This is a genomic window from Bradyrhizobium sp. UFLA05-125 (genome assembly GCF_059803515.1).
Window position 1 is genome coordinate 53,108 of record NZ_JBANBJ010000009.1, and the last position, 25,821, is coordinate 78,928.

Sequence of the window (25,821 nt, forward strand, 5' to 3'; positions counted from 1 at the left end):
TGCATTGGGGCCGGCAGGGAACATGGCTGACGAACTCGAGGGGATCAAGGCGGCCGCCGCGGCCAGGCCAGGCGCGCATCCGGCGACAGAGCGTCCGCTGCTGCGCATTGACGGCGTGGTGAAGAATTTCGGCGCCTTCCGCGCGGTCGACGGCGTGTCGCTCGACATCGGGGCCGGCGAGTTCTTTGCGCTGCTCGGTCCCTCCGGCTGCGGCAAGACCACGCTGCTCCGCATGCTGGCCGGTTTCGAGGCGCCGGACGAAGGGCGCGTCTTGCTCGGTGGCAACGACATCGCGCAGGCGCTGCCGCATGAGCGGCCCGTCAACATGATGTTCCAGAGCTACGCGCTGTTTCCGCATCTGTCTGTGCGCGACAACATCGCGTTCGGCCTGAAGCGCGCCGGCATGGCGCGCGCCGATATCGCCACGCGCGTGGCCGAGATGGTCGCGATGGTGAAGTTGGAGGGAATGGAAAAGCGCAAACCGGACCAGCTCTCCGGCGGCCAGCGGCAGCGCGTCGCGCTGGCGCGTGCGCTGGCGCGCCGCCCTCAACTCCTTCTGCTCGACGAGCCGCTGGCCGCGCTCGACAAGAAATTGCGCGAGAGCACGCAAGCAGAGCTGATGGAGCTGCAGCGCCGGCTCGGCATGACTTTCATCATCGTCACCCACGATCAGGAGGAGGCGATGACGATGGCGACGAGAATCGGCGTCATGGACGCCGGCAGGCTCGTCCAGGTCGCATCGCCGCGCGAGCTCTATGAAGCTCCGCGTTCGCGCTGGATCGCCCAGTTCGTCGGCGACATCAACCTGTTCGAGGGCGAGCTGCAGTCGCGTGAGGCGCATCGCCTGATGATTGCGACTCGCGATGCCGGAGCACTCGTGGTGGCTGAGCCGAGCGCGCCGCTCGGCAAGTCCAACCTGACCGTCGCGATCCGTCCCGAGAAGGTCAAGCTTTCGCGCCGTGGGCTCGGCGGTGATGCGGACCAGGGGCCGGCGATCAACCGGCTGGAAGGCACCGTCAGCGACGTCTGCTATCTCGGCGGCAGCACCGCCTACAAGGTGAAGCTCGATGCAGGTGGCACGGTGCGGTCCGCGATCGCAAATACCGCGCGCCGCGACACCGATGCGTACAGCGTGAATCAGCGCGTGGTGGCCTGGTTCACGTCCAATGATTGCGTGGTGCTGGAGCAATGAGCGCACGCCGAATCTTTGCGCGGCCCGCGCGCTTCGCCGCGATCGCGCCCTACCTCTGGATGGCGCTGTTCTTCCTGGTGCCGTTCGGCTTCGTGCTGAAGATCAGCCTGTCACAGACGGCAATCGCGCAGCCGCCTTATGAACCAGTGTTCGACCTGACGGCTGGATGGGCGGCGATCAAGGCCGCCTTCGGCGCGCTGTCGATCGACAATTTCAAGCTGCTGGTCTCCGACGATCTCTACGTATTCGCCTATGTGCACAGCCTCTCCGTCGCGATCACGGCCACCGCGATCCTGCTTCTGATCGGCTATCCCATCGCCTATGGCATGGCGCGGCTGCCGACGCGCTGGCAGGCGGTGGCGATGGTGCTGGTGATCGTGCCGTTCTGGACCTCGTTCCTGATCCGCATCTATGCCTGGATCAACATCTTGCAGCACGACGGCCTGCTCAATCAGATCCTGCTCGCGCTGCATCTCGTCAGCCAGCCGGTGGTGTGGCTCTCCACCGACAGCGCGATGTATCTCGGCATCGTCTATTCCTATTTGCCGTTCATGATCCTGCCGCTCTATGCGACGCTGGCCAAGATGGAGCCGGCGCTGGAGGAGGCCGCCGCCGATCTCGGAGCGCCGCCGGGGGCGGTATTCTGGCTCGTCACCTTTCCGCTGTCGCTGCCCGGCGTCGGCGCCGGCGTGCTACTCTGCTTCATTCCGATCGTCGGCGAGTTCGTGATCCCGGATCTGCTCGCCGGCTCCAACTCGCTGATGATCGGCCAGACGCTGTGGCTGGAATTCTTCACCAACAAGGATTGGCCGGTCGCGTCCGCGGCTGCCATCATCCTGCTGGTCGTGCTGCTCGCACCGCTGTTGCTCTACGAGCGGCTCCAGCGGCGGCAGTTGGAGGAGCGGTGAGATGCGTAAAGCCGCTCGCCTCTCCCGCTTCAACGTCGCCTCGCTCGCGCTCGGGCTGGCGTTCCTTTATCTGCCGATCCTCATCCTCGTCATCTATTCCTTCAATGCCTCGCGGCTGGTGACGGTGTGGGGCGGCTGGTCTTTGCGCTGGTACCGCGAGTTCTTCAACGACAGCGCCATGATCGAGGCGGCCTGGATGAGCCTGCGCGTCGCGGTCGCTTCGGCCAGCATTGCGACCGTGCTTGGAACAATGGCCGCGGTGGCGCTGTCGCGCGGCGAAGGATTTCGCGGCCGCATGCTGTTCTCCGGCATGCTCTATGCGCCGCTGGTGATGCCGGAGGTGATCACCGGCCTGTCGCTCTTGCTGCTGTTCGTCGCCTTGAATGCGGAGCGCGGCTTCTGGACCGTGACGATCGCGCACACCACGCTGACGATGTGCTTCGTCGCTGTCGTAGTGCAGTCGCGCCTCGGCTCGCTCGACCGGTCGCTCGAGGAGGCCGCCATGGATCTCGGCTGCGCTCCCGTCCGCGCCTTCCTTCTGGTCACGCTGCCGCTGATCGCGCCCAGTATCATTGCCGGCTGGATGCTGGCCTTCACGCTCTCGCTCGACGATCTCGTGATCGCGAGCTTCACCACTGGACCCGGCTCGGCGACGCTGCCGATCCGGATCTATTCCGAGGTGCGGCTCGGGGTGAAGCCCGAGATCAATGCGATCTGCACGTTGGTGATAGGCCTGATCGCAATCGTCATCGTCATCGCCTCGCTCGCCTCAAAGCTGTCGAGCTCGCAAGGCGAGAGCGCGGCGCCGCTTTGAGCAGGGAATAGTCGTGACCTTCGTCTATCAGATCCTGATCCATACCCCGGTCTGGGTGTTCGCGCTGCTCGCCTTCCTGGTGTGGCAGGGCATCAAGGCCATGCGGCCGCGCACGACGCCGATGTGGCGCGCCCTGATCGTACCGGTCGTGTTCATCGTCTGGGGCGTCTCGCGGATCGGCTTCGGGCATCAGGACAGCGCGTGGCCGCTCGTTGCGTGGATCGCGGCGGCGCTGGCGCTGCTGCCGCTCGGCATCCTGACGCCGCGCCCGTTCGAGGTGGATCACAAGAGCGGAGAGATCATCCGGCCGGGCAGCGCGTTTGGCCTGGTCCGCAACCTCATCGTATTCGGCCTGCAATACATGGTCGGCGTGATTTCGGCGATCGACGCCGGTGACCGCGCGCTCGCGATCATCCTCGGCCGCGCCATCTCGGGCGCAACCGCGGGCTATTTCATCGGCTCGACGATCGCGCTCCTGGTTGCCTATCGCAGGAAGCGCGCGGAAGACTAGGACTTCACCGCGCCTGCGGTGAGTCCGCCCACCATGTAGCGGCGGAAGGCGTAGTAGATCGCGGCCGGCGGCAGCGCGTAGATGAAGCCGGTCGTCATCAACAGCTCCCACGGTGAATCGTCGGCGGCGAGGAAGTTGCCGAGCGCGACGGGGAGGGTGATCTCGCGGTCGTTCGACAGCAGCAGGAACGCGTAGAGATATTCATTCCAGGCCAGCAGCACCGCGTAGGTGCCGATCGCGACCAGCGAGGGCATCATCAGGGGCAGATAGACCAGGCGGAAGATCTGCAGCGTGGTGGCACCGTCCATCACTGCGGCCTCATCAAGCTCGACCGGCAGCTTGTCGGATGCCTGCTTCAAGACCCAGATCGCGTAGGGCGAGGCGATCGTCACCATCGCAAGAATCAGCGACCAGTGATTGTTGAGGAGGCCGTAATTGCCCATGGTCCGGTACATCGGCACGGCGAGGAACGCCGCCGGAATGAAATAGGTGAAGAGTGCGAGGTTCATCACCACGCGCCCGCCGGGTACCTTGAGCCGCGAGATCGAGAACGCGGCCGCGGTTGCTATGAACAGCGTCAGCGCGCCGACGGCCGCCGCGATCACCACCGAATTCCAGAACTGGACATAGAAGTCGCGCAGGAAATAGTGCTGCTGGTTGAACACGATCGAGAAGTTGTGCAGCGTCGGATGGTCTGGCCACAGCTTGCCCGAGAACGCGTCCTCCTTCGGCGAGATCGCAAACAGGAACATGTGATAGATCGGCACCATCGTCCAGATGAACACCGGGATTCCGATCAGCAGCAACTTTGCTTCGGTCGCGACTTCGCGCAAGGTAGGGAGCTTCATCGCGACAACCGTTTCATCATGAAGTACACGAGCGGCAGGACGAACGGCATCGCGCAGACGATGGAGGCCATCGCGAGCGAGAGCTGGTCGAGCCGGAGATAGCGAATGCCGAGCGTCGACAGCACATGCGTGAGGTCGGCCGGGCCGCCGCCGGTCAGGAGGTAGACGCTGTTGAAGTCGCCGAGCGTCCAGATCATCGAGAGCAGCGTGCAGGTGATGTAGAGCGTCTGCATCGACGGCCAGGTGATGTAGCGGAATTTCTGCCACCAGCTCGCGCCGTCGACCTCGGCGGCCTCGAACAGATCGTGCGAGATCGCAAGGCGTCCGGTGATCAGGATCAGCGTCCAGAACGGCAGCGATTTCCAGATGTGCACGGCGATCGCCATGGTCAGCGCGACGGTCGGATCGTTCAGCCAGTTCGGGCCGTCATCGCCGGTGAGGCTGAAGATGATGTGGTTGACCATGCCCCATTCGGGATTGAGCATGAAGCGCACCGACAGGATGGTCGGGATCGACGGCACCGCCCAGGGCAGGATGAAGATCACCGAGAGCCATTTGATCCAGGTGCGCTGCTGGGCGAAGAAGCCGGACAGGAACAGCGCGATCAGCATCTTGATGTTGATGCCGATGACCAGGAAGATCAGTGTGTTGACCGCGGCGCGCGCGAAGATCGGGTCATTGTAGAGTGCGACGTAGCTCGCGGGATGGCGCGCCAGCCACAGCCCGTAACAGACGGGGTAGACGACGAAGGCCAGGAAGACCAGGAAATAGGGCGCGAGCAGCACGATGCCCCAGACCTGTGCCGGGGTCAGCCGCGCCGACAGGGGCGGCGAGGCTACCGCTTGATCGCCAGAGAGCGTGATCGCCATTCTTTTCGAACTCTTCAACGAGTTACCGGCCGCAAAATGCGGCCGGTAATGTTCTTACACCTCTCCCCGCGGGGTGGGGAGAGGGGAAAACGGTTTTAACCCGCAACCTGCTTGATGCGGGCAATGAGCTCGTCGACGGCCTTGTCCACCGGGACCTTCTCGCTCACCACCCGGTTCATCGCCTTGGCCCAGACGTTCTCGTTATTGAGGATCGTGAACTTCCAGTTCTTGGTGAAATCGAACGGCGCGGTGCCGCCCATGAACTGGTTGTAGACCGCCTTGCGATGCTTGTCGGCCTGCCAGAACGGGCTTGCCTGACTTTCCTTCGTCACCGGGAACCAGCGGCCGAGCGCACCCTCGATGTAGGGCCGGACGTTGTCTTCCTGGAGCAGGAAGCTGATGAACTGCTTGGCCTCGGCCTTGTTCTTGGCCGCGCTGAAGATCAGCCCGGTCTTGACGTCGGAGCGGTAGCGGATGGTCGAACCATCAGGCGCCTTGGGGAAGGACGCGGTGATGATGTCCTGCTCATAGGCCTTCTTGCCGGCGTCGCGCTGCTCCTGAGTGAGCGCCTGGTTCTGGGAGTCCTCGTACCACTTCGCCGCGATCGAGATCGTGAAGTTGTGCGTCATCACGATCGTCTTGTTGTGGAAGGCGACGTTGTTGTCCGGATCCTTCCAGGTCGTGGACGAGGGCGGTGTGCAGCCCTTGATGTAGGTGTCGGTGTAGTCCTTCAGCGCGTGGATCAGGCCGTCGCGAACCTTGGGGTCGTCGACCAGCAGCTTGCCCTCGTCGTCGACCAGCTTGACGTGATAGGCGTCCATGAAGGTGTAGAACGACTGGAACGCGTCGGTCGATTCCACGCCCATCGGCTGGCCAACCGCATAGATGCGCTGGCCGGTCGCCTTGCGGATCGCCGGCTGCACCTTGTCGCACCAGAACGTCCAATAGCCGCTCCAGTCGTTGGGAATGTCGCTTTGCTTGAAGCCCGCCTTCTCGAGCATGTCGTTCCAGATCTGGACGTGCATGCTCTGCTGCTTCAGCGGGAAGCCGTAATAGGATCTCTTCTTGGCGACGTCGTCATAGAGCTTCGACGCTTCCAGCGTGTTCGGCGCGAACCGGTCCTGGATCGGCGTCATGACGTCCGAGAGGTCCTCGAGCTTGCCCTCATAGGCCCACTTGCCCTGCGCCTGCACGTCATAAGTGTCGGAATAGGCGACATCCGGCACGGTGCCGGCATCGAGCGCGGCCACCGTCTTCGGAATCATGTCCTGGATCGCATACTGCGACAATTCGACCTTGATGCCGGTCTTCGCCTCGAATTTCTTGATCGTGTCGAGCAGCGCGTCGTCTTCAGATTTATAAAATCCCTTGCCCCACCAGACCGTGATGGTCTTCTGCTGGGCAAATGCGGGTGCAGTAACGGCGAACAGCCCGACCGCAGCAACCGCAAGTGAAAATGCGCCAATAACCCTTGATTTCACGTTTTTCTCCCTCAAGTCGCCGGTGTTTTAACCGGTCGGCGAAAACACTAGCGCATGGGCGGGGGCCGATCTAGCGGCATCTTGTCAGACCTAGGTCGAGGGGGATTTGGTCGCGAACAGTCTTAACGTCGCGCATCGATCCAATCGACGCATCAATTCACGGCAATCAATTCGCGCTGCGTCGGTTGCGCGCCGCCGGTCTTGCTGCGAAGACCCTCATGGTGAGGAGCGCGGAGCGCGTCTCCGGACCATGCTGCGCATCGCCGGGCGAACCATGAAGGCCCGGATCTTACCCGCGGCCATCCTTCGAGACGCGCGTTCCGCGCTCCTCAGGATGAGGAAAGGAGTACTAGTGACGCAGTAGAACTAGTTCGACTTGGCGCCGTCCTTGGCGCCGTCCTTGGCGCTTTCCTTCGCGTTCTCCGTGGTCGGTGCGGCCGCGGCATCGGGTGCGGCGGGTTTGGCGCCGGTGAAGCGCTCGAGCACCGAGCGCACGGCGTCGCGCGTCTTCGGATTGCGCACGGATTCGAGCAGCGGCGCGGACGCCGGCGAGCGGCGGATCAGGCTCTCCGGATCGGGGAAGATCAGCGGATCGTCCCAGGGCCCCTGCACCACGAAGGGCAGCTCGAAGCCGGACGCGCCGTTCAGGCTCGCCACGCCCTTCATGTCGTATTCGCGCGTCGGCACCGAGGCGGTGCCGGTCAGCGTGATCTTCGCCGTCGGTCCCTCGATGTGGATGTCGTCGGCGGTCGCGATGCCGTCGGCGAATTTCACCGACAACGTCATGTTGTTGTAGGGCGTCGAGCCACTCCGGAAATTGCCGCCGCCCGACAGCGGCCGTCGCTCCAGCCGCTTCAACAGCTGCTCGGCGTTGAAGCCGGAGATCGCGCCATCGTGCCCGGTCACCGAGGCGGTGCCGTCGAGCGATTGCATGAGGCCGAACGGGCTCGAGCCGGAGGCGACCAGCGACACGTTGATGTTGCCGCGGCCGGACAGCTTGTTGATGCCGAACAGCTCGGAGGTGCAGGCCTGCAAATCCACGTCGATGAACTGGAATTGCGCCTTGACGTCGGCGACCGTGTCGGAGCGCGCGATGCCGAACGAGCCCCTGGCAATGCCGCCATAGACCTGCGCCTCACCGACCGAGAGCGCCAGCGTGCCATTGCGCAAATTCGCGCCGATGGCGGTGCGGCCGAGTCTCGACGGTCCGACCGTCAGCCGCGCCGCCGACAGGCGCATGTCGAGATCGGTGGTCGACAGGCCGTTGAGGTCGAACAGCTGCCTGTTCCAGTCGCGTGCACCGCTGGCGAGCAGGCGGAAGGTCGAGATGTAGGGCGTGAAGTCGAGCGCGTCGGCGGCGAGCGTTGCCTGCAGCGTCTGCCGGCCGTTATTGGCGTAGGTCATCACGCCTTCGGCGACGTTGCCGTCGAGCTCGACATTGACGTTGGTGAGCGCGATCGAGGCGCCAACCACATTGGCGCGCGCCTTGAGCGCGAAGCGGCCGAAGCCGCCGCTGCCCGGCTGCGGCTGGCCGGTCCAGCGCAGCGCGTTGCGCAGGGACGGGCTGTCGATGGTGAGCGTGCCTTCCATCATCGCGCTGCTGCGGTTGGCGACGCTGCCATCGAAGGCGACCTTGAGGGGCGGGCTGGTGATCCGCGCCTTCAGGCCCGAGCGGTCGCCGGAGAGCGCCGCGACGAAATCGGAGAAGCTGATCGAGCCGTCGACGCGTTCGCCGCGCCAGTCGAATTGTCCGGTGGCGGCAAAGGAACGCGAGATCGAGGGCCAGGCCAGCGACAGGTCGATGTCCTCGAACTTTTCGGTGCCGTGGCTGGCCATGTCCTCGTAGTCGAGCACGCCGTCCTGGACCCGGATCTCGGAGAACGACACCTGGTTGTCGGCGCCCGGCTTCATGGTGCGCGCGATGGTCTGGATGAAGGGTGTCCAGTTGCTGTCGCCATTGGCTTCGAGGCTGACGTGGATATGCGGCCGCAGCAGCATCAGGTCGGCGATCTCGAAGCGCTGGAGCAGGAGGGGCAGCAGCCGCAGATTCGCGGTGAGGACGTCGACACGCAGAGCAGGATCGCTGTCCCCGCCGGGGCCCCTCAGGCTGACGTCATGGAAGGAAATGTAGCTCGCCGGCAGCACCGAGATGTCGATGGCGCCAGCGACATTGAGCTCGAGGCCGGTGACGGCACGGATCTGGCCCTCCACCGCCTTGCGCAGCGCCTCGCGGTTGATCAGCCAGGAGGTCCCAACCAGGACGATCAGCACGATGCCGAGCAGCGCCGCAATCGGCGTCCCCAGGCGCTTCATTCCTTGGGCCATCGTCAATGGCATATCCTGATCGGGTTGCTGTCGGGGACGAGCCGGGAGCCTCACGCGCCCCACGTACAAGTCCCGCAATTTGATGGGTTTTCTTGTCGCTTTCAAGGCCGCGGAGGCGGTTACCCCCACCGCACGGGCAGCCTCTATCATCGCGCCCGCGCGCCGGAAACCCCGTATCATTGACGGCTCAAGATCATTTCGCCTAATAATCCAAGCAACAACGGGCTTAACGCCCCACACCCCAAGGTTTTCCGCATGAACAAGGTCTATCCCGACGCCAAGTCGGCTCTCGATGGCATTCTCAAGGACGGCATGATGATCATGTCGGGCGGTTTCGGCCTCTGCGGCATCGCCGAGGCGCTCTCGGACGCGATCCGCGACTCCGGCGTCAAGGGCCTGACGGTGGTCTCCAACAATGCCGGCGTCGACGGCATCGGGCTCAGCCGCCTGCTGGAAACCCGGCAGATCAAGAAGATGATCTCGTCCTATGTCGGCGAGAACAAGCTGTTCGCCCAGCAATATCTCGCGGGCGAGCTGGAACTCGAATTCAACCCGCAAGGCACGCTCGCCGAGCGCATCCGCGCCGGCGGCGCGGGCATCCCGGCCTTCTACACCAAGACCGGCGTCGGCACGCTGATCGCCGAAGGCAAGGAAGTGAAGGAGTTCGACGGCCAGAAGTACCTGATGGAGCGCGGCCTGTTCGCCGACCTCGCCATCGTCCACGCCTGGAAGGGCGACACTGCCGGCAACCTCATCTACCGCAAGACCGCGCGCAACTTTAACCCGATGATGGCGACCGCCGCGAAGATCACGGTGGCCGAGGTCGAGCATCTGGTTCCGGCCGGTGAACTCAATCCCGACCACATCCACACGCCTGGTCTTTTCGTGAAGCGCATCGTCGAGGTCGGCACCGCCAACAAGCGCATCGAATTCCGCAACACCCGCCCGCGCCCGGCAGCTTGAGCGCATATCCGGAAAAGTGGACACCGCTTTTCCGGCAAGATCATGCGCAACTAAGGACTACAGGAGAATAAGATGGCCTGGACCCGTGAACAGATGGCCGCGCGCGCCGCAAAGGAATTGCGTGACGGCTACTACGTCAACCTCGGCATCGGCATCCCGACGCTGGTATCGAACTACATCCCCGACGGCATGGACGTCAGCCTCCAGAGCGAGAACGGCATGCTCGGCATGGGCCCGTTCCCCTATGAAGGTGAAGAGGACGCCGATCTCATCAACGCCGGCAAGCAGACCGTGAGCGAGCTGCCGTCGACCAGCTATTTCTCGAGCGCCGATTCCTTCGGCATGATCCGCGGCGGCCACATGGACCTGTCGATCCTCGGCGCCATGCAGGTGGCCCAGAACGGCGACCTCGCCAACTGGATGATCCCCGGCAAGATGGTCAAGGGCATGGGCGGCGCGATGGACCTCGTCGCGGGCGTCAAGCGCGTCGTGGTGGTGATGGAGCATTCCGCCAAGGACGGCGCGAAGCTCCTGAAGAGCTGCACCCTGCCGCTGACCGGCGAGCGCGTGGTCGACATGGTCGTCACCGATCTCGCCGTCTTCACCATCGACAAGCACGGCGACGGCGGCATGGCCCTGATCGAGCTCGCCGACGGCGTCACGCTCGATGAGGTCAAGTCCAAGACCGAAGCCGAGTTTCGTGTCGCGCTGAAGAATAGCTGAGCGTCGAATTTGATCGTTGCCGTGGCCGGGCTCGTCCCGGCCATTTTCGTTTTGCGTCATTGGCGCGGTTCCACGTCCACGTCACCGCCGTCATTCCCCGCGACCCGGCTACGCCAAGGCTTCGCCGAGGCGTGAGGTCTTGACCCGCCGAAGCTTTAGCGAAGGCGGCAAGCGGGGAATCCAGTACGCCGCAGCTTATCCGTATCCCATCACCGCCTCTGGAATACCGGATCGCCCGTCTCAGTTTGTAGGGTGGGCAAAGGCGCGAAGCGCCGTGCCCACCATCTCTCTGCGATCGCGGGGCCATGGTGGGCACGCTTCGCTTTGCCCACCCTACGGCGCCAGAGAGTGAGGAGGGGCCTAACTCTTCCAATTTTCCAGCGCAACACGAAGCGTCGTCGTAGCCCGGATGGAGCGAAGCGAAATCCGGGGCGCGTGCAAGTGGATGGACTTATCCCGGATTGCGCTGCGCTCCATCCGGGCTACGGCGCTCCCCCAACGCAGCGCGCGTGGATAGCTACAACCTCGCCGACAACGCCCTGCCGAGCCGCTGCGACACGCTCGCCACCCACGACGTCTCCTCGCGCACCAGGCGGAAGCCGAGATTGGCGGGCGGGACGCCTTGGGCGCAGCCGCCGGCGCGGGCGTCGCGGATGAAGTCGGTGACGTAGGCACGGTGAGCGCCTTCGGCGACGCGCACGCCGCAATTCACGGTCTGCCGGCCCGCATTGCCGTTCTCGTCGACCCGCTCGCGCACGAAGCAGGTCGAGGTCCATTCCCAGACATTGCCGGCGACATCTGAGACGCCGTGCTCATTCAGGCCAAACTTGCCGAACGGATGCGTCGCGGAGTCCGACCGGTCGCGTTCGGATTCGCGCTCGTAGCGGTTGATCCAGCGCTTCGCGGGATCGGCGGCGTCGACCGGCGATCCGTCATCCCTGAACTTGCTGCCGGCGGCAAAGGCCCATTCCTCATCGCTCGGCAGGCGCCAGCTCCTGCCGGTCTTGCGCGACAGCCAGCCGGCATAGGCCTGCGCATCGTGCCAGCTCACCTGCACTGCGGGGCGATCGGGTGCGACCACGACATCGCGGTCGAGCGCGCGGCACGCGCCGTCCTTCGCGCAGAGCTGATAGTCGGCGGAGGACACCTGCTGCTGCATGATCGCAAGCGGCCTTGCAAAGCGTATCTTGCGCAGCGGCGCTTCCGCCTGTTGGCCCGCGCGGGTGAAATCGCCGGCGGCACGATAGCTGAAACTGCCGGCGGCGATCTCGACGATCGCCGGATCGCTCGCCGCGCTGTGCGTGGCGACATCAGTCATCAGAGGCGCAACGGCCAGCGGCGTCGCGAATCCGGCGAGGCAGGCGAGCGCCAGTTTGAGTTTGAATGCGACCAGCATGGTGAACCCCCGAAAGAAGAAGGGGCCGGTGATCACCGGCCCCTTCGTCGCTAGTTGGTGCCGGAAGGCGGGATGTCCGCAGGCGCTTTCACCTGGGTCATCAGATCGTCGTTCCACTTGCCTTCGATCTTGAAGTGGGCGGTGGCACCGAGATCGGCCGCCTCGATCAGGTTATGCGTGACATAGGCGTAAATGCCGGGCTGCAGGAACTTGTACATCGCAGCTCCCGCCGAGCCGCCGCGGATGAACCAGGTCTCGAGCCCGGTCTCCGGTGCGTTACTGAACTTGCCGGTCTCCCAGACATAGTCGCCATGGCCACCGATCAGATGCGGGCGGCTGTCGCGATTGGCTTGCGAGTGCACGATCAGCACGTTCTCGCCGACATTGGCGGTGAGGGCATTCTTGCCGGTGAGTGCGCCAACCTTGCCGTTGAACACGACGTGGCTCGGAGTGAGCTTCTTCATCACCTCCTCGGTATCGGTGTAGGCCTCGCCCGGCGAGTCATAGGACTTGAAGTTGCCCTTCTCGTCGCGCGGCACATACATGTCCTGCTCGCCGATGTAGTAGATCTTGTCGTATTTCAGCGCGTGGCCCTTGCCGTCGTTCAGCCCGTCGCGCGGCAGCACCATCACCGCGCCGTTCATGCCGGAGACGACGTGCCAGGGGATCATCGGGCCGCCCGGAGCGCAGTGATAGACGAACACACCGGTGCGGGTTGCCTTCCAGCGCAGCACGACCTGTTCGCCGGGGTTGACCAGCGTCAGCTCGGCGCCACCGAGCGCACCGGTCGCGGAATGGAAGTCGATGTTGTGCGGCATGGAGTTGGTCGCGGGATTGACCAGCGTCAGCTCGACATAGTCGCCTTCATGCACGACCATCAGCGGCCCGGGCATCGATCCGTTGAAGGTCATGGCCTGGAAGGTGGTGCCCTTGTCGTCGATGACGACCTTCTTCTCCTGGATCGTGAGCGTGAACTCCATGATCTTGGGTGCCTGCTTGGTGGCCTGCTCGTGTGCATGCACGAAGGGCGGTGCGACCAGCTCGACCTTCTGCCGCGGCAGCTTGAGATCGTCGGCGGCGAAAGCGGGGGTCGCCAGCATCAGGGCGGTCGCGGCGGCGCTGATCAATGCGGCTCTGCGGGTGAACATCGGAAGCATCCTTCATCTGAGATGGTTTTTGATGACGGGACCTACTCTGCGCTTCCTGGTGCAAGAGAGTTTGCGCTGCGACAATCTTTCGCCTGATTTGCCTCCGGAGCAGTACTTAGGTCGGTAACCGGAGCAGGGCGGCTGCGAGCAACTCATTCGCATGCTCAAGTCATCGCCGCACTTTGAGCAAGCGCAAGGTCGGCGGCTCAAATCCGGGATAAGCCAAGGCACACGGGCGAGGATGTTGCGTCCGCAAACCCTTGAATCAGGATGGATCAGGACATGAGAGCGGATCTCGCGGCGAGCTATGGCGACGAACGTCTGCCGCGCTATACGAGCTACCCGACAGCTCCGCATTTCTCGCCCGCGGTCGGCGCCGACACCTACGGCCGATGGCTCGCCGAGCTTCCCACCAATGTCAGCGCTTCGCTCTATCTGCACGTGCCGTTCTGCCGCAAGATGTGCTGGTACTGCGGCTGCCATACCCAGATCGCCCGCCGCGACGATCTGATCGCCGCCTATCAGCAGACGCTGCGCCGCGAGGTCGACCTGGTGGCCGACACCATCGATCGCCGCATCAAGGTCGCGCACATCCATTTCGGCGGCGGCACGCCGACGATCATGGCGCCCGAAGCTTTTACGGAATTGATGGCGGCGATTCGGCAGGCGTACTTCGTGCTGCCGTCGGCCGAGATCGCGATCGAGATCGATCCGCGGGCGCTGACGCCGGAGATGACCGCCGCGCTGGCGCTTGCTGGCGTCAACCGCGCCAGCCTCGGCGTGCAGAGTTTTGATCCGCGCGTGCAGCTTGCGATCAACCGCGCGCAGAGCTTCGAACAGACCGCCGCCGTCACCCGGAGCTTAAGGCGCGCCGGCATCAAGGGCGTCAATTTTGACCTGATCTACGGATTGCCGCACCAGACCATCGCCTCCTGTCTCGACACCGTGCGGCGCAGCCTGGAGCTCGAGCCCGACCGTTTCTCGGTGTTCGGCTATGCCCATGTGCCGACCTTCAAGAAGCACCAGCGCAAGATCGACGAGGCTTTTCTGCCCGACGGCCCGGCGCGTCACGACCAGGCCTGCGCGATCGCCAACGCGCTGAAGGACGAAGGCTATGTGCAGATCGGGCTCGACCATTTCGCACGGCCGGACGATGCCATGGCGCTTGCTTTCGAGAGCAAGACGTTGCGCCGTAATTTCCAGGGCTACACGACCGATGTGAGTGACGTGCTGCTCGGCTTCGGCGCCAGCGCCATCGGCCATGTATCGCAGGGCTATGTCCAGAACGAAGTGTCGATCGTTACCTATGCGAAGGCCATCGAGGCTGGTCGCCTTGCAACCGTCAAGGGCTACGCGCTGACCGGCGACGATCGGCTGCGCGCCGACATCATCGAGCGCATCATGTGCGACTACGGCGCCGATCTCGGCGCGATCTGCGCCCGCCACGGCGCGAGAGCTGATAGCATGCTGCAATCCGCGCCGCGGCTGAAGACGCTGATCTCCGATGGCGTGGTCAGGCTCGACGGCGACTGGCTCGCGGTCGCCAGGGATTCCCGCTTCCTCGTTCGCAGCGTCGCTGCCGCCTTTGATGCGCATCTGGACGCCGCCAAGCAGCTGCACAGCCGGGCGGTGTGAGGTCTCTCCCACTCATCGAGGAACTGGTGCAAGCTTGCGCTTCAGCAAAGAGGGCATTGACAGCGCCGCTATCGTCGCATCGGAACGGAGTTGCCCATGTCCTTCCGATCTGACGATCTCGTCGACGACATCATGCGCTCGGCGCCGCACACGATCCGCGTGTTCCTGGAATTCCGGATGGCGTGCGTCGGCTGTCCGATCGGCTGCTTCCACACCGTCGACGATGCCTGCCGCGAGCATGGTATCGATCGCGAAGAGTTCCTGGCCGCGCTGTGCGAGAGCGTGCCGGCGTGATCAACCTGCCGACCCGCCGTCGGCGCTCTGTTCCGCCAGCACGAAAATCCTGTGCGGCTCGCGCAGGATGATGCGCTGGCGGCCACTTTCGACGAGGCCCTGGCTTTCCCAGCCGCTCAGGATGCGGCTCACGGTGTGCAGCGTGGTGCCGGTCATCTGCGCGATGTCCTGGCGGCTGATCGGGAAGTCGATCTCGATGCCGTGATCGAGCTTCTTGCCGGATTGCTTCGCAAGCCGCAGCAGCGCATGCGCGACGCGCTGCTCGACCTGCTGGGTCGACATTTCCAGCACGCGGGTGTGGCTCTCCTGCAAGCGCGCGCCGACGGTCAGCAGCGTGTTGGTCGCGAGTGGGGGGAACCTCTCGACCAGCCGCGGCCAGCTGCCGGTCGGCCAGGCCAGCACGACGCTGTCGTCGACCGCGGTCGCGGTCGCCGGATATTGCGTGAGCCCGATCGCCATCGCGAGCCCAAAAGTCTCGCCGGGTGCCACATAGCGCACCACGATCTGCTCGCCGGTTGGCGTGGTTTTGGCGGCGCGGACATGGCCATGCAGCAGCAGGAAGAAGGAATGCGCGTCCTCGCCTTGCTCGAAGACCGCACTGTTCTTCGGATGACGCGACGAGCGCGCCTCGCGCAGGATCTCCTCGAGTTCCTCGTTCGTGAAGCCGGCAAACAGCGGCAAATGCGCAACCAGTGACGGGTCGACCTTGGCCATTCTGCCTCCATGGCGCGAACCTTTCAGGACTTTGTGATCGCACGCCATTCGGCCGGCAATTTGCGTTAGCGCAAAACATGCCGGTCCGGCGCCGGTATTTTTGTGTGCAAAGCCCGATTGAGCCGGAGTTTACCGATATGGCTGGCGCCCGTACCCGCAACCACCAAGGCTGGCCGCTGCTGGCGCACAGCTTCCGCCCGTTCTTCCTGTTGGCCGCGATCCAGGCTGCCGCGTCGATCCTGGTCTGGCTGCCGCTGTTCTATGGCGAGCTGTCGCTGAGTTCTGCGTTCGCGCCGCGCGACTGGCATGTGCATGAGATGCTCTATGGCTTCCTGCCCGCTGTAATCACCGGGTTCCTGTTTACGGCGATCCCGAACTGGACCGGACGGTTGCCGATCCAGGGCACGCCGCTGGCGGCCCTGGTCATCGTGTGGCTTGCGGGCCGCATCGCGGTGACGTGCTCGGCCGGGCTCGGCTGGGCCGTTGCGCTTGCGGTCGATGCCGCCTTCCTGGCGCTGGTCGTCGCCGCCGCCTTGCGTGAGATCGCCGCCGGGAAAAACTGGCGCAATCTGCCGGTGGTGATGCTGGTGTTGTTGTTGCTCGCCGGCAACGTCGGGTTCCATCTGGAGGCGCATATCGAAGGCGCGGCGGACTACAGCATCCGCGTCGGCATCGCCGTGGTCGTGCTGCTTATCTCGCTGATCGGGGGGCGCATCATCCCGAGCTTCACACGGAACTGGCTGGTCAAGATGAATCCCGGCCGCCTGCCGGTGCCGTTCGGCCGCTTCGACGGCGTCGTGATCGCCCTAAGCGCGCTGGCGCTGCTGTGCTGGATCGCGAGCCCGCTGAGTGCGCTTACGGGTGTTGCAATGGCGCTTGTCGGTGTGCTGCACATCGTGCGCCTTGCGCGCTGGGCCGGCGACCGCACCACGCGCGAGCGGCTGCTGCTGATCCTGCATGTCGGCTACGCCTTCGTGCCGCTCGGCTTCCTCCTGCACGCGGCGGCCGCTTTCGGCGCGCTGCCGCCAAGCGCGGGCATCCACGCCTGGATGGCGGGGGCGGCCGGCACCATGACGCTCGCGGTGATGACGCGTGCAACACTCGGCCACACCGGGCAGGCGCTGACGGCCTCCGTTGCGACGCAAGCGATCTACGCCGCGATCATCGTGGCAGCGCTGGCGCGCATCTGTGCCGTGGTCTCGCCCGCGCACGGCGAGGTGCTGCTGCACGTTGCAGCATTCGGCTGGGTCGCGGCGTTCGCAGGTTTTGCAATCGCGTTTGGCCCGCTGCTCGTCGGTAGCAAATGGCGCGCGCTGGCAATCCCGCGCGCGGCTGTAGCGGCGCGCTGAGATCAGCTCTACGCCCGCGCCAGCGACGGGGCGAACACGACCTCGATCAGCGTGCCGGTGTTCACCGCGCTCTTGATGTTGAAGCGCGCGCGGTTGGCTTCGACCAGCGCCCTGATCAGGGACAGGCTGAGGCCGGCGCTTTCCGAGGCATCGAGCGGCGGCGGGGTGCGGAACGGCTCCATGGCGGCGGCGACTTCCTGCTCGGAAAGGCCATGGCCGGTGTCGCGGATGCGAAGTGCGACCTCGCCGCGGTCGGTGAGCGCGGTCGAGACGATGACCTGGCCGCCGGCGCTGGCGAGCCGGATCGAATTGCCGATCAGGTTCACGGCGATCTGCCGCAGCGCGCGGGCATCGGCCGAGACCTGCGGCAGCGCATGCGCGAGCGAGGTGCGGATGATGATGCGCTCGCGGTTGGCCTGCGGCTGCATCACCACGACGCAGGCCTCGACGAGGTCGTTGAGGTTGAGATTGCCGAAGGTGAGATCGAGCTTGCCGGTCTCGATCCGCGAAAGCTCCGAGAGATCGTCGACGATCGCGATCACGCGCTCGCCTGAGGCGCGGATGTCCTTCATGTAGTCGCCGTAGCGCTCGTTGCCGAGCGCGCCGAAGCGCTCGGAGATCATCACCTCGGCAAAACCGATGATGGCGTTGAGCGGGGTGCGGATCTCGTGGCTGATGCGCGCCAGCATGTCGGCCTTGGCGTTGGCCGCGCCGTCGGCGAGGCGCTGCGCCTGCTTCAATTCGCTCTCGCCCTGCTTGGTCTGCGAGAGGTCGCGGAACACGGCGAAGAAGTTCGGGCCGTCGGGCTGGGTGCGGCCCATGATCATGGCGAGCGGGATGACGCCGCCCTTGCACTCGCGGCCCAGCACCTCGCGGCCATGGTCGAGCAGGCTCGCGATGTTGCCGCCCCTGATGCTGTCGAGATAGTCGACGACCACGCGCTGGCTCTCCGGCGCGAACAGCGTCGTGAGGTTCTGCTGCAGCAACGTCTCGCCGTCATAGCCGAACAGCGCCTCGGCGCTGCGGTTGCAGGCATGGATGTTGCCTTCGGCATCGAACATGACGATGCCTTCGGCCGTGGTGTCGAGGATCGCGGCGAGATCTTCCGCATTGGCCTGACCGGGTTCGAGCTCCAGCTCGTCCTCGAACGCGGGCTCGGGCTCTTCCGCAGCAGTGACGGCTTCGGCGATGACGGGCGCTGGCGCCGGCAGCTCGCAGATCAGCGCATGCGCGGTGTCGCCGTCCCAGATGATCGTGTGCAGGCGGGCCTCGGTCGCCTCAGAGCCATCGGTCGCGCTGATCGTCACCGGCGTGCCGGCCTCCGACGTGCTGCTTTCCGACGACACGCCCGGCGCGACGTAGAGCGCATCCAGCCCGCCGGCTTCCTCCAGCGCGCCCAGATTGGGATGGCCGACGCGCGCGAGGAAAGCGGGGTTGGCGTAGAGCAGGCGGTCGAGCCGGTAGATCAGGATGCCGGTCGGCATGAGATCGAGCAGCATGCGGTCGCGCACGGCCTCGCCGCGCGGCGGCGGCTCGGGCTCGGTCATCAGCCATTCGGCCAGTTCGCGCGGCCTCTCCTCTGCGGGCGCAGCCGGTGGCTCCTCGATGGTCGCCTGCGTCGTCTCTTGCGGCTCGACGGAGGCTGCGGCCGCGTCCCGCTCGCGCTCGAGCCGCTCGGACAATTGCCGGGCGAGTTCGTTGAAGGCGGAGTTCTCGACTGGCGTCAGCGTCGGCGATTTGTTGTCGCCGAGCGGACGGAATGGCACGACGTTGGGGGGCGTTTCCACTTGCTTATCCAAATCGGCTTGTTGTGAATTCGCGTCGATCAAGGGTTCGGGCAGTTCGGCAATGGGCTCTGGACTATCTGATACGGCCGGCGGCGGTGCGGGCTCCGGCTCTGTGACGGGCGGGATGGTGTCGGCCGATGGGCGCGGCGTTGCGGGCGGATCGGTGAACAGCTCGAAGCGCCTCAGCGCATCGAGCCGGTTGAGGCCGTCGAGATCGCGGCAGACGCCAAAGCCCTTGAAGCCCGCGAAGTTGCGCAGCCGGTCATAGATCGGCAGGCCGGCGAGCTCGACCGGCAGCCGTTCGCCGCCATCGACCGGCCAGTTCACGGTGATGCCGGCCCAGGTGTCGCGCCTGGCGAGGGCCCTCGCGATGCGCCCCTCGGGATCGAGCGCAAACTCTTCTGCGATCTCCGACCACAGCCGGCCGAAGCCGGCGGCGGTGTGCGTGCCCATCAGGCGGATGAAATCGTCCGAGCCGAGCACGAAGCGCCCCACGGCATCCATCTGCCACAGGAAGCGCAAAGGCTGATTGCGCGGCGTGGCAGGCGCATCCGCAGCTGGGGGCGGCTGGTCCATCGCCGCATGGGTCGGCTCGGCTTTGGGCGAGACAATGTCCTTGTCCGGGTTATCAACCGCATCTTCAACCGGCGCGGGCGTCTCCACCGTCTCGGCGTCGAGTGGTTCGGCGAAGGCATCGAACAGCGCAAATTCGGCCGGCGCCTCGTTGGCCAGCGCCGGCTGCTCGTAGTCCGGTACCGCCGGTGCCATGGGCGCCGCAGATTGAACAGCCTCGACCGGCGGCGCCTCGGGCGCGTCCGGCGCAACATCTCGCGGCACATGCGCGGCCTCGAATGCGCCGCGTTCGTACAGCGCGACGAGGCCGGTATCGGCACCTACGCCGACCCGTTGCAGCACCATGTGGCCGATGCCGAGCGGCGTCCTGGCCCGCCCTTGCGCGAGCGCATCGCTGCGTGCCTGCGCAAGGCCTGCGTGATTGAGATCGGGAATGCCGAGCAGGGTGCGCGCGGTCTCGCTCGCGCCGACGAACAGGCCGTCCGGCGCAAACGCCGCCATCGGTACATCAGCGCCTTCGACAAGGCGCTGCAGCCGTTCGACCAGCGGCATGACGCGGCCGCTCGATGACATCGCGGCGACCAGCACGGCGTGGCTGCCGTCGGGAAATTCGAGCCGCGCGCAGGCGCAGGTCATCAGCATGCCGAGCGTGCTACCAAAACCGCGCAGCCGCTCCAGCCGCACGGCGCCGCCGGGCAACAGGCGTCGGCCGAGCTGCGCGACCTGGCGGCGGTGCGGATCGGCCGGCCCGAAGGTTTTTTTGGCGAGCTCGGCGGCATTGGCAGCGCCGAACAGTTTTGCGCCGACCGGATTGGCCCAGACCACCCGCGCGCCGTCGATCGACCACAGCCATGCGGGCAGGGGAGAGGTCGCATGCACGGCCAGCCGCGGATCGTCCACGCCTCGCAACTGGAAATCCGAGCTATTCATCCAACCGGCTTGTTCTGGTGGTCACGCAATTCTTGATCGTCTCTTGCTCGTCATCGTCGAGGCGGCCTGCGGGAATGGCAGCCTTAAGAAAGGGTTAGTATCGCCCGCCCCCGCCGGCAGGTCCACGGGCCCCGGCCCCCGAAGAGCGACCATAGCCGCGATAACCTTAATGTTGCTGAACCCGCAAGCCCGCCCGTGCGTTGCATGTGGGTAAGAGGCTGTGGGGCCCTGAGGGAAGCGGGCCGCCATCGCGCCGGTGATGCTGGCGGCGCTTCCAGAAAACGGCAGCCCAAACGGGTTGCCAAGCCGAAACCAAAACAACAGGAGTGGCAGCATGAGCGAACCAGCCCGTGAACGTTTTGAGATTCCGCCGGAGATGCGATCCATGGCGGAGACGAGCTTCAAGCAGGCGCGCGATGCGTTCGAGAAATTCCTCAGCGGCGCCCAGGCCGCGGCCGGCTCGATCGAGGAGCGCGGCGAAACCATGCGCGCCGGCGCCAAGGACCTCAACGCCCGCGCGCTGGCCTTTGCCGAGAGGAACGTGCAGGCCTCGCTCGACTACGCCCAGTCGCTGATCCACGCCAAGGACCTGTCCGAGATCATGCGGCTACACGGCGAATACGTGCAGGCGCAGATGAAGGCACTGGCCGAGCAGGCCAGCGAAATGGGCCAGGCCGTCAGCCGCGCCGCCATCGACGCGACCAAGCCGAAGCACTGAAGCCGTAAGTGGATGTCATTCCGGGGCGATGCGAAGCATCGAGCCCGGAATCCATCGCCCCACATACGTTGCGGCCCGATGGTCGCTCCGCTCGCGCCGCGGGCTCACTCAACCTCTCCCGCTTGCGGGGGAGGTCGGCGCGAAGCGCCGGGTGGGGGCTCTCTCCACCCAGGGGCTTTCTCCGCAAATCTCAGACAATCCCGACGCGGAAACACCCTCTCCCCAGCCCTCTCCCGCAAGCGGGAGAGGGGGCGCGCGCTTCCTTCGTGGCACGCATCACGCACCTGCAACCGTGGGTTCCCCCGGCCAGGAACTACCCTTGGCCGGGATTAAATTGCGGCGTCGCACCTGATGTCGCATTGCGACGCACAATGTTGACATGATATCCGTAGATAACCGGAGGCGCTGGGCGAGCCATCTCGTTTTAAGCGTTTCCATCTCGACCGTACCCGTCCCGCCATCATGGCCGGCGGGCGCCAGACGGCTCACTCGTTTCTTCGACCATTGTGAGGGTTAACCATGACAGGTGCGACTGATCCATTCTCCGCCTCGATCATTCCGTTCGAGGTCCCCGAGCAGATGCGTGCGTTTGCTGAAAAGGGCGTGTCACAAGCCCGCGAAAGCTACGCCAAGTTCAAGGATGCTGCCGAAAGCCAGAACGGCACCATCGAGGCGGTGTTCGCCTCCGCCAACAAGGGCTTTGGCGAGTATACCGCCAAGCTGATGGAATTCACGAAGGCCAACACCAGCGCGCATCTGGACTTCGCCCAGGAGCTGCTCGGCCTCAAGTCGCCGTCGGAAGCGATGGAGCTGTGGAATACCCACACCAAGAAGCAGTTCGAGACCTTCCAGACCCAGGCCAAGGAGCTTGCCGAGCTCGGCCAGCGCGTTGCCAGCGAGACCGTCGAACCCATCAAGGCGAACGCCGCGAAGTTCTACAAGCCCGCCGCCTGAGCCGATCGGCGCCGTTAGGCATGATCCGGACCCGAAGGGCCGCGTTAGCGCAAAATGTGAAGCGGTTTTCCGATAAGATCATGCCCAAGGAATAAGAAACCCGGGCCCCACGGCCCGGGTTTTGTTTTGGAATAGGGTGATTAGGGGCGGATTTTAGCTTAGCTGCGGCCTTGCCAAACAGAGCCGTTGCACCTAGTTTCCGGCCCGTCCAGCCCCCCTCGGCGCTTCAAGCCTTTCAGGCAGCCTCAAGGGCGGCTCGCGCGAAAATGCAGTTGTAGCTCAGTTGGTTAGAGCGCCTGTCTGTGGAACAGGAGGTCGGTGGTTCGAGCCCACCCAACTGTACCAGCGCCATCTAGTCGCAACACAAACCGCGCGCTTCATATCATCGTTCCCGGCAAGAAGCAGCGAACACTCACACCCATCGGGCCGTACAGCGGCCAGACCAGCGTCACGCTAGCCCTGTTCGGCTCGTCGATCACGGCATCGTGGGGCACGTGAACCCATTCGGTTTCCACGTTGGTGGCGCCGGCCTTCGCACGCTGGTAGCCCCCAGACGTTGTCGGCACGCGGACGCGGTAACGGTTGCCACTAATCTCCCAATCTATCTCGGACAAATGCATCGCTTCGCTACCATCGCAGCACAGATCCCCTTTTCGGTCGTGAAGCGTCTCAAACCACTTCGACAGATCAGTCCGATTGTGATCGTGCGCGAGCACGGCGCCGGTCCATACCATCAGCGCGACGGCGAACAGAATACGGAACATAGGCGTCAATCCAAATCGTCAGATAACAAATCGGCGCAGGTCAAGGGAGGAGATATCGCCGGATCAGTCCACTGGCACAACGAACGGCCCGGGTACTTCGCCAGCCTCAGCAAACGGCACGCGTAGCCCATTCAGAAGAATCACTCGGAGGCGCACGGCGCCTGAATAGTGGTTTGCTGCGAGCTGGGGCTCGCCAGGCCAACGGTGACTAGACTGGGATGGTCCGCAGCCTGAGCTATTTTCAGTCTGTTCGCCCGTGGCTTCAGAACATCGATCTGATGGGGAGAAGCCGGCATACCAGCCAACATTAGGTTTGGCGTAACCGAACTCTCCTCCACTTGGGCTGCACCCAGCACTGCCACTTGATGCCGCGAGATCGGGAAGCCCGTAAGTTCAAAGGTTGGAAGATGCAATGCGCACGCATTCGCATGATTGGTCGCCACGAGTCCGATGGCGGCGACGGCGGTCACAATCAAGAACTGCCTCTTCATGGGGTTCCCCCTGTTCGATTGGAGATATTCCCACCACGAATTCCATACGCACCTTAGCCGTAGTCAAAAACGCGCTATGTGAACCTGTTCACTATAAGTCGGGAAAAACATGCAAAGGTTCGGGCGGATCAGAACACTTTTCGTCCAACGCTGCAGCCTATGCGTCGATGAACGCGCTCTTGTGTGACCGCGTCTTCGGAAAACAGGTGTCCGAATGAAACCGGTGCTTCTCCTCGTTCTCTGTGGCGAACACGCGTCCGTTGGCGTAGCGGCGCGACACTGCAGCCAAAGGAGAACCGACCGGCGACGAACGGGAAACCTGGCTTTGCGCTTATACAAAATGCTGCTACAAACGCCGCCCCTACGCGGGCGAAAAGCCTAGGTTTATCAATGATGAAGCTGGCTGGCTGTGGTATCCACCCAACTGTACCAGCGCCATCCAAATTGCCCCCGCTCCCCAATCGCCGTACAACCTTGCCGCATTATCCCGGTTGCGGAATGATAACTGGCTTAACTCAGGCTTCCTCGGGATAGCAATGTCAGACCGTGGCGAGGTCAGCCGCAAGCTCGTCGCAGTCTTCGCAGCGGATGTCGAAGGCTACAGCCGCCTCATGGGCGCTGACGAGGTAGGCACGCTCAAAGGCCTGACCGAACGGAGAGCAATCCTCGACAGGCTCATTGGGGAACACAGGGGCCGCATAGCCAACACGGCGGGCGACAGTGTCCTTGCGGAGTTCGGAAGCGCCGTGGACGCCGTGCAGTGCGCGGTGGAGGCACAGACTGCTTTGACCGAAGCGAACTCCAGTCTCGCGCCTGATCGCTGCATACTTTTCCGCATCGGTATCCACATCGGTGACGTAATGATACGCGCTGGGGACCTCTTCGGCGACGGTGTGAACATTGCCGCGCGGCTACAGTCGATTGCGAAGCCGGGAGGCGTGTGTATTTCCGCTGTGACGCACGATCAGGTGCGCAAGGTCTTGCCGGTGACCTTTGTGGACCTTGGTGTTCAGCAGGTGAAGAACATCCAAGAGCCAATCAGGGCCTATCAGGTGGGTGCGCTGAGGGAAATGCGAGAGGCTGCTTCCGCGCGTGTTGCTGAGACTGAGAGCCCGCCTCCGCTACCCGACAAGCCTTCCATTGCGGTTCTGCCGTTTGAGAACATGAGCGGCGACCCCGAACAGGAATACTTCGCGGATGGGATGGTTGAGGAAATCACTACCGCGCTCTCGCGGTTCAGATGGTTGTTCGTGATCGCTCGCAATTCGAGCTTCACCTTCAAAGGCAAAGCCGTCGATATAAAGGAGGTCGGACGCAGGCTCGGCGTGCGCTATGTCCTTGAGGGGGCCGTGCGCAAGGCATCGGGGAAGGTTCGGATCACAGGACAGTTGATTGATGCGGTGACGGGAGCACATCTATGGGCGGACAGGTTCGAGCGTGACTTAACGGACGTTTTCGCTCTCCAGGATGAAGTCACGGTCGCCGTTGTCTCAGCCATTCGGCCAAAGTTGCTTCAAACGGAAATTGCAATGGCGATGCGGCGGCGGCCAGAGAACCTTACCGCCTATGATTTCTATCTCCGGGCCTTGCCGCAGTTTTACCTAACCACCGCCGAAGGTTTGGCCGAGGCGATCAGGCTGGCTCATCGCGCTTTGGAGCTTGACCCTCGGTTCGGCTTCGTCGCGGCTCTGGCAGGTCTCGGTCACATGCAAAGGGTCCTTTTTGGCTATGCGGCCGATGCTCAATTCGAGCGCAAGGAAGCAGTCCGGCTCTTTCGTTTGGCTTTAAGCGTCGACGATGGTGATCCGGAAACGTTGGCATACGCTTGCTTAATCTCGGCGTTCATGATCGGCGATTGTGAAAGTGAGATCGAAATGGCTGACCGGGCGGTCGCGCTCAACCCGAATTCATTTGCCGCATGGAGCAGCAGAGGCCATGTCAATAGAATTGCGGGGCGGCCGGAGGAAGCGGTCCGGAGCTTTGAACGCGCCATGCGCGTGAGCCCGGTAGACCCGCGGCTACGTCATACGTTTGCTGGGATGGGGCTTGCCTTGATTGAGCTTGGTCGCTTTGACGAGGCCATCGCGGCGGGGAAGAAAGCCCAACGTCAGAGCCCCTTTTTTGGGCCAGCTTATCGCTGTCTTGCGTCCGCTTTCGCCCATCTCGGACGTGACGCTGAGGCGCGTGAGGCGGCGGCGCGTCTGCTTGAGGTCGATCCCGGCTTTACAATATCTGCATGGATCGCTCGGGGTGGACAATCAAACGCAAAGCTGCAGATCGAGGGCCTTCGGAAAGCGGGGCTGCCCGAATGAGCCTGGTGTCCCGCCTCGTTCCCTGTAGCGAACGCATAGCCCTGTGAATCTCGACGGCGGCCGCGCCAGACAGCGGCTCCCTTAACCGCGCGTTTACCATAAGTGCGTCATCGTGCTCCCCT

Annotated in this window: 22 protein-coding genes and 1 tRNA gene; 13 read left to right on the forward strand and 10 right to left on the reverse strand. The window is 64.1% G+C overall.

Features of this window, described 5'->3' with window-relative positions; translation table 11 throughout:
• Positions 1–22 precede the first annotated feature (22 nt).
• Genes SO156_RS11835 through SO156_RS11850 form a run of 4 tightly spaced genes read left to right on the forward strand, consistent with a single transcriptional unit; the run spans position 23 to position 3,425 of the window.
• Positions 23–1,192, forward strand: coding sequence for an ABC transporter ATP-binding protein (locus SO156_RS11835; protein WP_498534899.1), 1,170 nt, complete (start codon positions 23–25; stop codon positions 1,190–1,192).
• The gene (locus SO156_RS11840; protein WP_458144932.1) at positions 1,189–2,100 is read left to right on the forward strand and encodes an ABC transporter permease; all 912 of its coding nucleotides are present in this window, start codon (positions 1,189–1,191) and stop codon (positions 2,098–2,100) included. The genes SO156_RS11835 and SO156_RS11840 overlap by 4 nt, the downstream gene beginning before the upstream one ends.
• Position 2,101: 1 nt before the next feature.
• Positions 2,102–2,914 (forward strand): ABC transporter permease, encoded by an 813-nt coding sequence (locus tag SO156_RS11845; RefSeq protein ID WP_458144931.1) that lies wholly within the window; start codon positions 2,102–2,104, stop codon positions 2,912–2,914.
• 13 nt (positions 2,915–2,927) lie between these two features.
• On the forward strand, positions 2,928–3,425 hold the full coding sequence (locus tag SO156_RS11850) for a DUF6622 family protein (RefSeq protein ID WP_498534900.1): 498 nt from the start codon (positions 2,928–2,930) through the stop codon (positions 3,423–3,425).
• Here the strand turns inward: SO156_RS11850 and SO156_RS11855 are convergent.
• From SO156_RS11855 to SO156_RS11870, 4 genes are all read right to left on the reverse strand, one after another.
• The gene (locus tag SO156_RS11855) at positions 3,422–4,273 is read right to left on the reverse strand and encodes a carbohydrate ABC transporter permease (RefSeq protein WP_458144929.1); all 852 of its coding nucleotides are present in this window, start codon (positions 4,271–4,273) and stop codon (positions 3,422–3,424) included. The genes SO156_RS11850 and SO156_RS11855 overlap by 4 nt on opposite strands.
• Complete coding sequence (locus SO156_RS11860) at positions 4,270–5,142, reverse strand: carbohydrate ABC transporter permease (RefSeq protein ID WP_458144928.1); 873 nt, start codon at positions 5,140–5,142, stop codon at positions 4,270–4,272. The genes SO156_RS11855 and SO156_RS11860 overlap by 4 nt, the downstream gene beginning before the upstream one ends.
• A gap of 95 nt (positions 5,143–5,237) precedes the next feature.
• The gene (locus SO156_RS11865) at positions 5,238–6,623 is read right to left on the reverse strand and encodes an ABC transporter substrate-binding protein (protein WP_498534901.1); all 1,386 of its coding nucleotides are present in this window, start codon (positions 6,621–6,623) and stop codon (positions 5,238–5,240) included.
• Between the two features lie 366 nt (positions 6,624–6,989).
• Positions 6,990–8,948: an AsmA family protein gene (locus SO156_RS11870; protein WP_458144967.1), complete on the reverse strand. Its 1,959-nt coding sequence runs from the start codon at positions 8,946–8,948 to the stop codon at positions 6,990–6,992.
• Positions 8,949–9,203: 255 nt separating this feature from the next.
• Here SO156_RS11870 and SO156_RS11875 point away from each other — a divergent pair, with 255 nt between their 5' ends.
• Together SO156_RS11875 and SO156_RS11880 are read left to right on the forward strand one after the other, a co-directional pair.
• Positions 9,204–9,911: a CoA transferase subunit A gene (locus SO156_RS11875; RefSeq protein WP_458144926.1), complete on the forward strand. Its 708-nt coding sequence runs from the start codon at positions 9,204–9,206 to the stop codon at positions 9,909–9,911.
• Positions 9,912–9,983: 72 nt separating this feature from the next.
• Positions 9,984–10,634: a CoA transferase subunit B gene (locus SO156_RS11880; protein ID WP_458144925.1), complete on the forward strand. Its 651-nt coding sequence runs from the start codon at positions 9,984–9,986 to the stop codon at positions 10,632–10,634.
• Between the two features lie 517 nt (positions 10,635–11,151).
• Here SO156_RS11880 and SO156_RS11885 read toward each other — a convergent pair.
• A complete protein-coding gene (locus SO156_RS11885) occupies positions 11,152–12,030 on the reverse strand; it encodes an SUMF1/EgtB/PvdO family nonheme iron enzyme (protein WP_498534902.1) in 879 nt (292 codons plus the stop codon).
• Positions 12,031–12,080: 50 nt separating this feature from the next.
• Positions 12,081–13,178 carry a copper-containing nitrite reductase gene (gene nirK / locus SO156_RS11890; protein ID WP_458144923.1) on the reverse strand — a complete coding sequence of 366 codons (1,098 nt, stop codon included), beginning with the start codon at positions 13,176–13,178 and terminating at the stop codon, positions 12,081–12,083.
• Between the two features lie 282 nt (positions 13,179–13,460).
• Between nirK and hemN the strand changes: the two genes are divergently transcribed.
• Positions 13,461–14,813, forward strand: coding sequence for an oxygen-independent coproporphyrinogen III oxidase (gene hemN, locus SO156_RS11895; RefSeq protein WP_498534903.1), 1,353 nt, complete (start codon positions 13,461–13,463; stop codon positions 14,811–14,813).
• A 96-nt stretch (positions 14,814–14,909) separates the two neighbouring features.
• Positions 14,910–15,107, forward strand: a complete 198-nt coding sequence (locus tag SO156_RS11900) for a DUF1858 domain-containing protein (RefSeq protein ID WP_458144921.1) — start codon at positions 14,910–14,912, stop codon at positions 15,105–15,107.
• On the opposite strand, the gene SO156_RS11905 is transcribed toward SO156_RS11900, so the two are convergent.
• The gene (locus SO156_RS11905) at positions 15,108–15,821 is read right to left on the reverse strand and encodes a Crp/Fnr family transcriptional regulator (protein WP_498534904.1); all 714 of its coding nucleotides are present in this window, start codon (positions 15,819–15,821) and stop codon (positions 15,108–15,110) included.
• 137 nt (positions 15,822–15,958) lie between these two features.
• Between SO156_RS11905 and SO156_RS11910 the strand changes: the two genes are divergently transcribed.
• Positions 15,959–17,170 (forward strand): NnrS family protein, encoded by a 1,212-nt coding sequence (locus SO156_RS11910; protein WP_498534905.1) that lies wholly within the window; start codon positions 15,959–15,961, stop codon positions 17,168–17,170.
• Between the two features lie 8 nt (positions 17,171–17,178).
• On the opposite strand, the gene SO156_RS11915 is transcribed toward SO156_RS11910, so the two are convergent.
• Entirely contained in the window at positions 17,179–20,460 is a 3,282-nt protein-coding gene (locus SO156_RS11915; RefSeq protein WP_498534906.1) for a PAS domain-containing protein, read from the reverse strand.
• Positions 20,461–20,794: 334 nt separating this feature from the next.
• Here SO156_RS11915 and SO156_RS11920 point away from each other — a divergent pair, with 334 nt between their 5' ends.
• From SO156_RS11920 to SO156_RS11930, 3 genes are all read left to right on the forward strand, one after another.
• Complete coding sequence (locus tag SO156_RS11920) at positions 20,795–21,178, forward strand: phasin family protein (RefSeq protein ID WP_498534907.1); 384 nt, start codon at positions 20,795–20,797, stop codon at positions 21,176–21,178.
• A gap of 519 nt (positions 21,179–21,697) precedes the next feature.
• The gene (locus tag SO156_RS11925) at positions 21,698–22,132 is read left to right on the forward strand and encodes a phasin (RefSeq protein WP_458144916.1); all 435 of its coding nucleotides are present in this window, start codon (positions 21,698–21,700) and stop codon (positions 22,130–22,132) included.
• A gap of 268 nt (positions 22,133–22,400) precedes the next feature.
• Positions 22,401–22,477 (forward strand) — tRNA-His (locus SO156_RS11930).
• A 32-nt stretch (positions 22,478–22,509) separates the two neighbouring features.
• On the opposite strand, the gene SO156_RS11935 is transcribed toward SO156_RS11930, so the two are convergent.
• Together SO156_RS11935 and SO156_RS11940 are read right to left on the reverse strand one after the other, a co-directional pair.
• Complete coding sequence (locus SO156_RS11935; RefSeq protein ID WP_498534908.1) at positions 22,510–22,896, reverse strand: hypothetical protein; 387 nt, start codon at positions 22,894–22,896, stop codon at positions 22,510–22,512.
• 140 nt (positions 22,897–23,036) lie between these two features.
• The gene (locus SO156_RS11940) at positions 23,037–23,387 is read right to left on the reverse strand and encodes a hypothetical protein (protein ID WP_458146554.1); all 351 of its coding nucleotides are present in this window, start codon (positions 23,385–23,387) and stop codon (positions 23,037–23,039) included.
• A 536-nt stretch (positions 23,388–23,923) separates the two neighbouring features.
• Between SO156_RS11940 and SO156_RS11945 the strand changes: the two genes are divergently transcribed.
• Positions 23,924–25,699, forward strand: coding sequence for an adenylate/guanylate cyclase domain-containing protein (locus tag SO156_RS11945; RefSeq protein WP_498534909.1), 1,776 nt, complete (start codon positions 23,924–23,926; stop codon positions 25,697–25,699).
• Positions 25,700–25,821 lie beyond the last annotated feature (122 nt).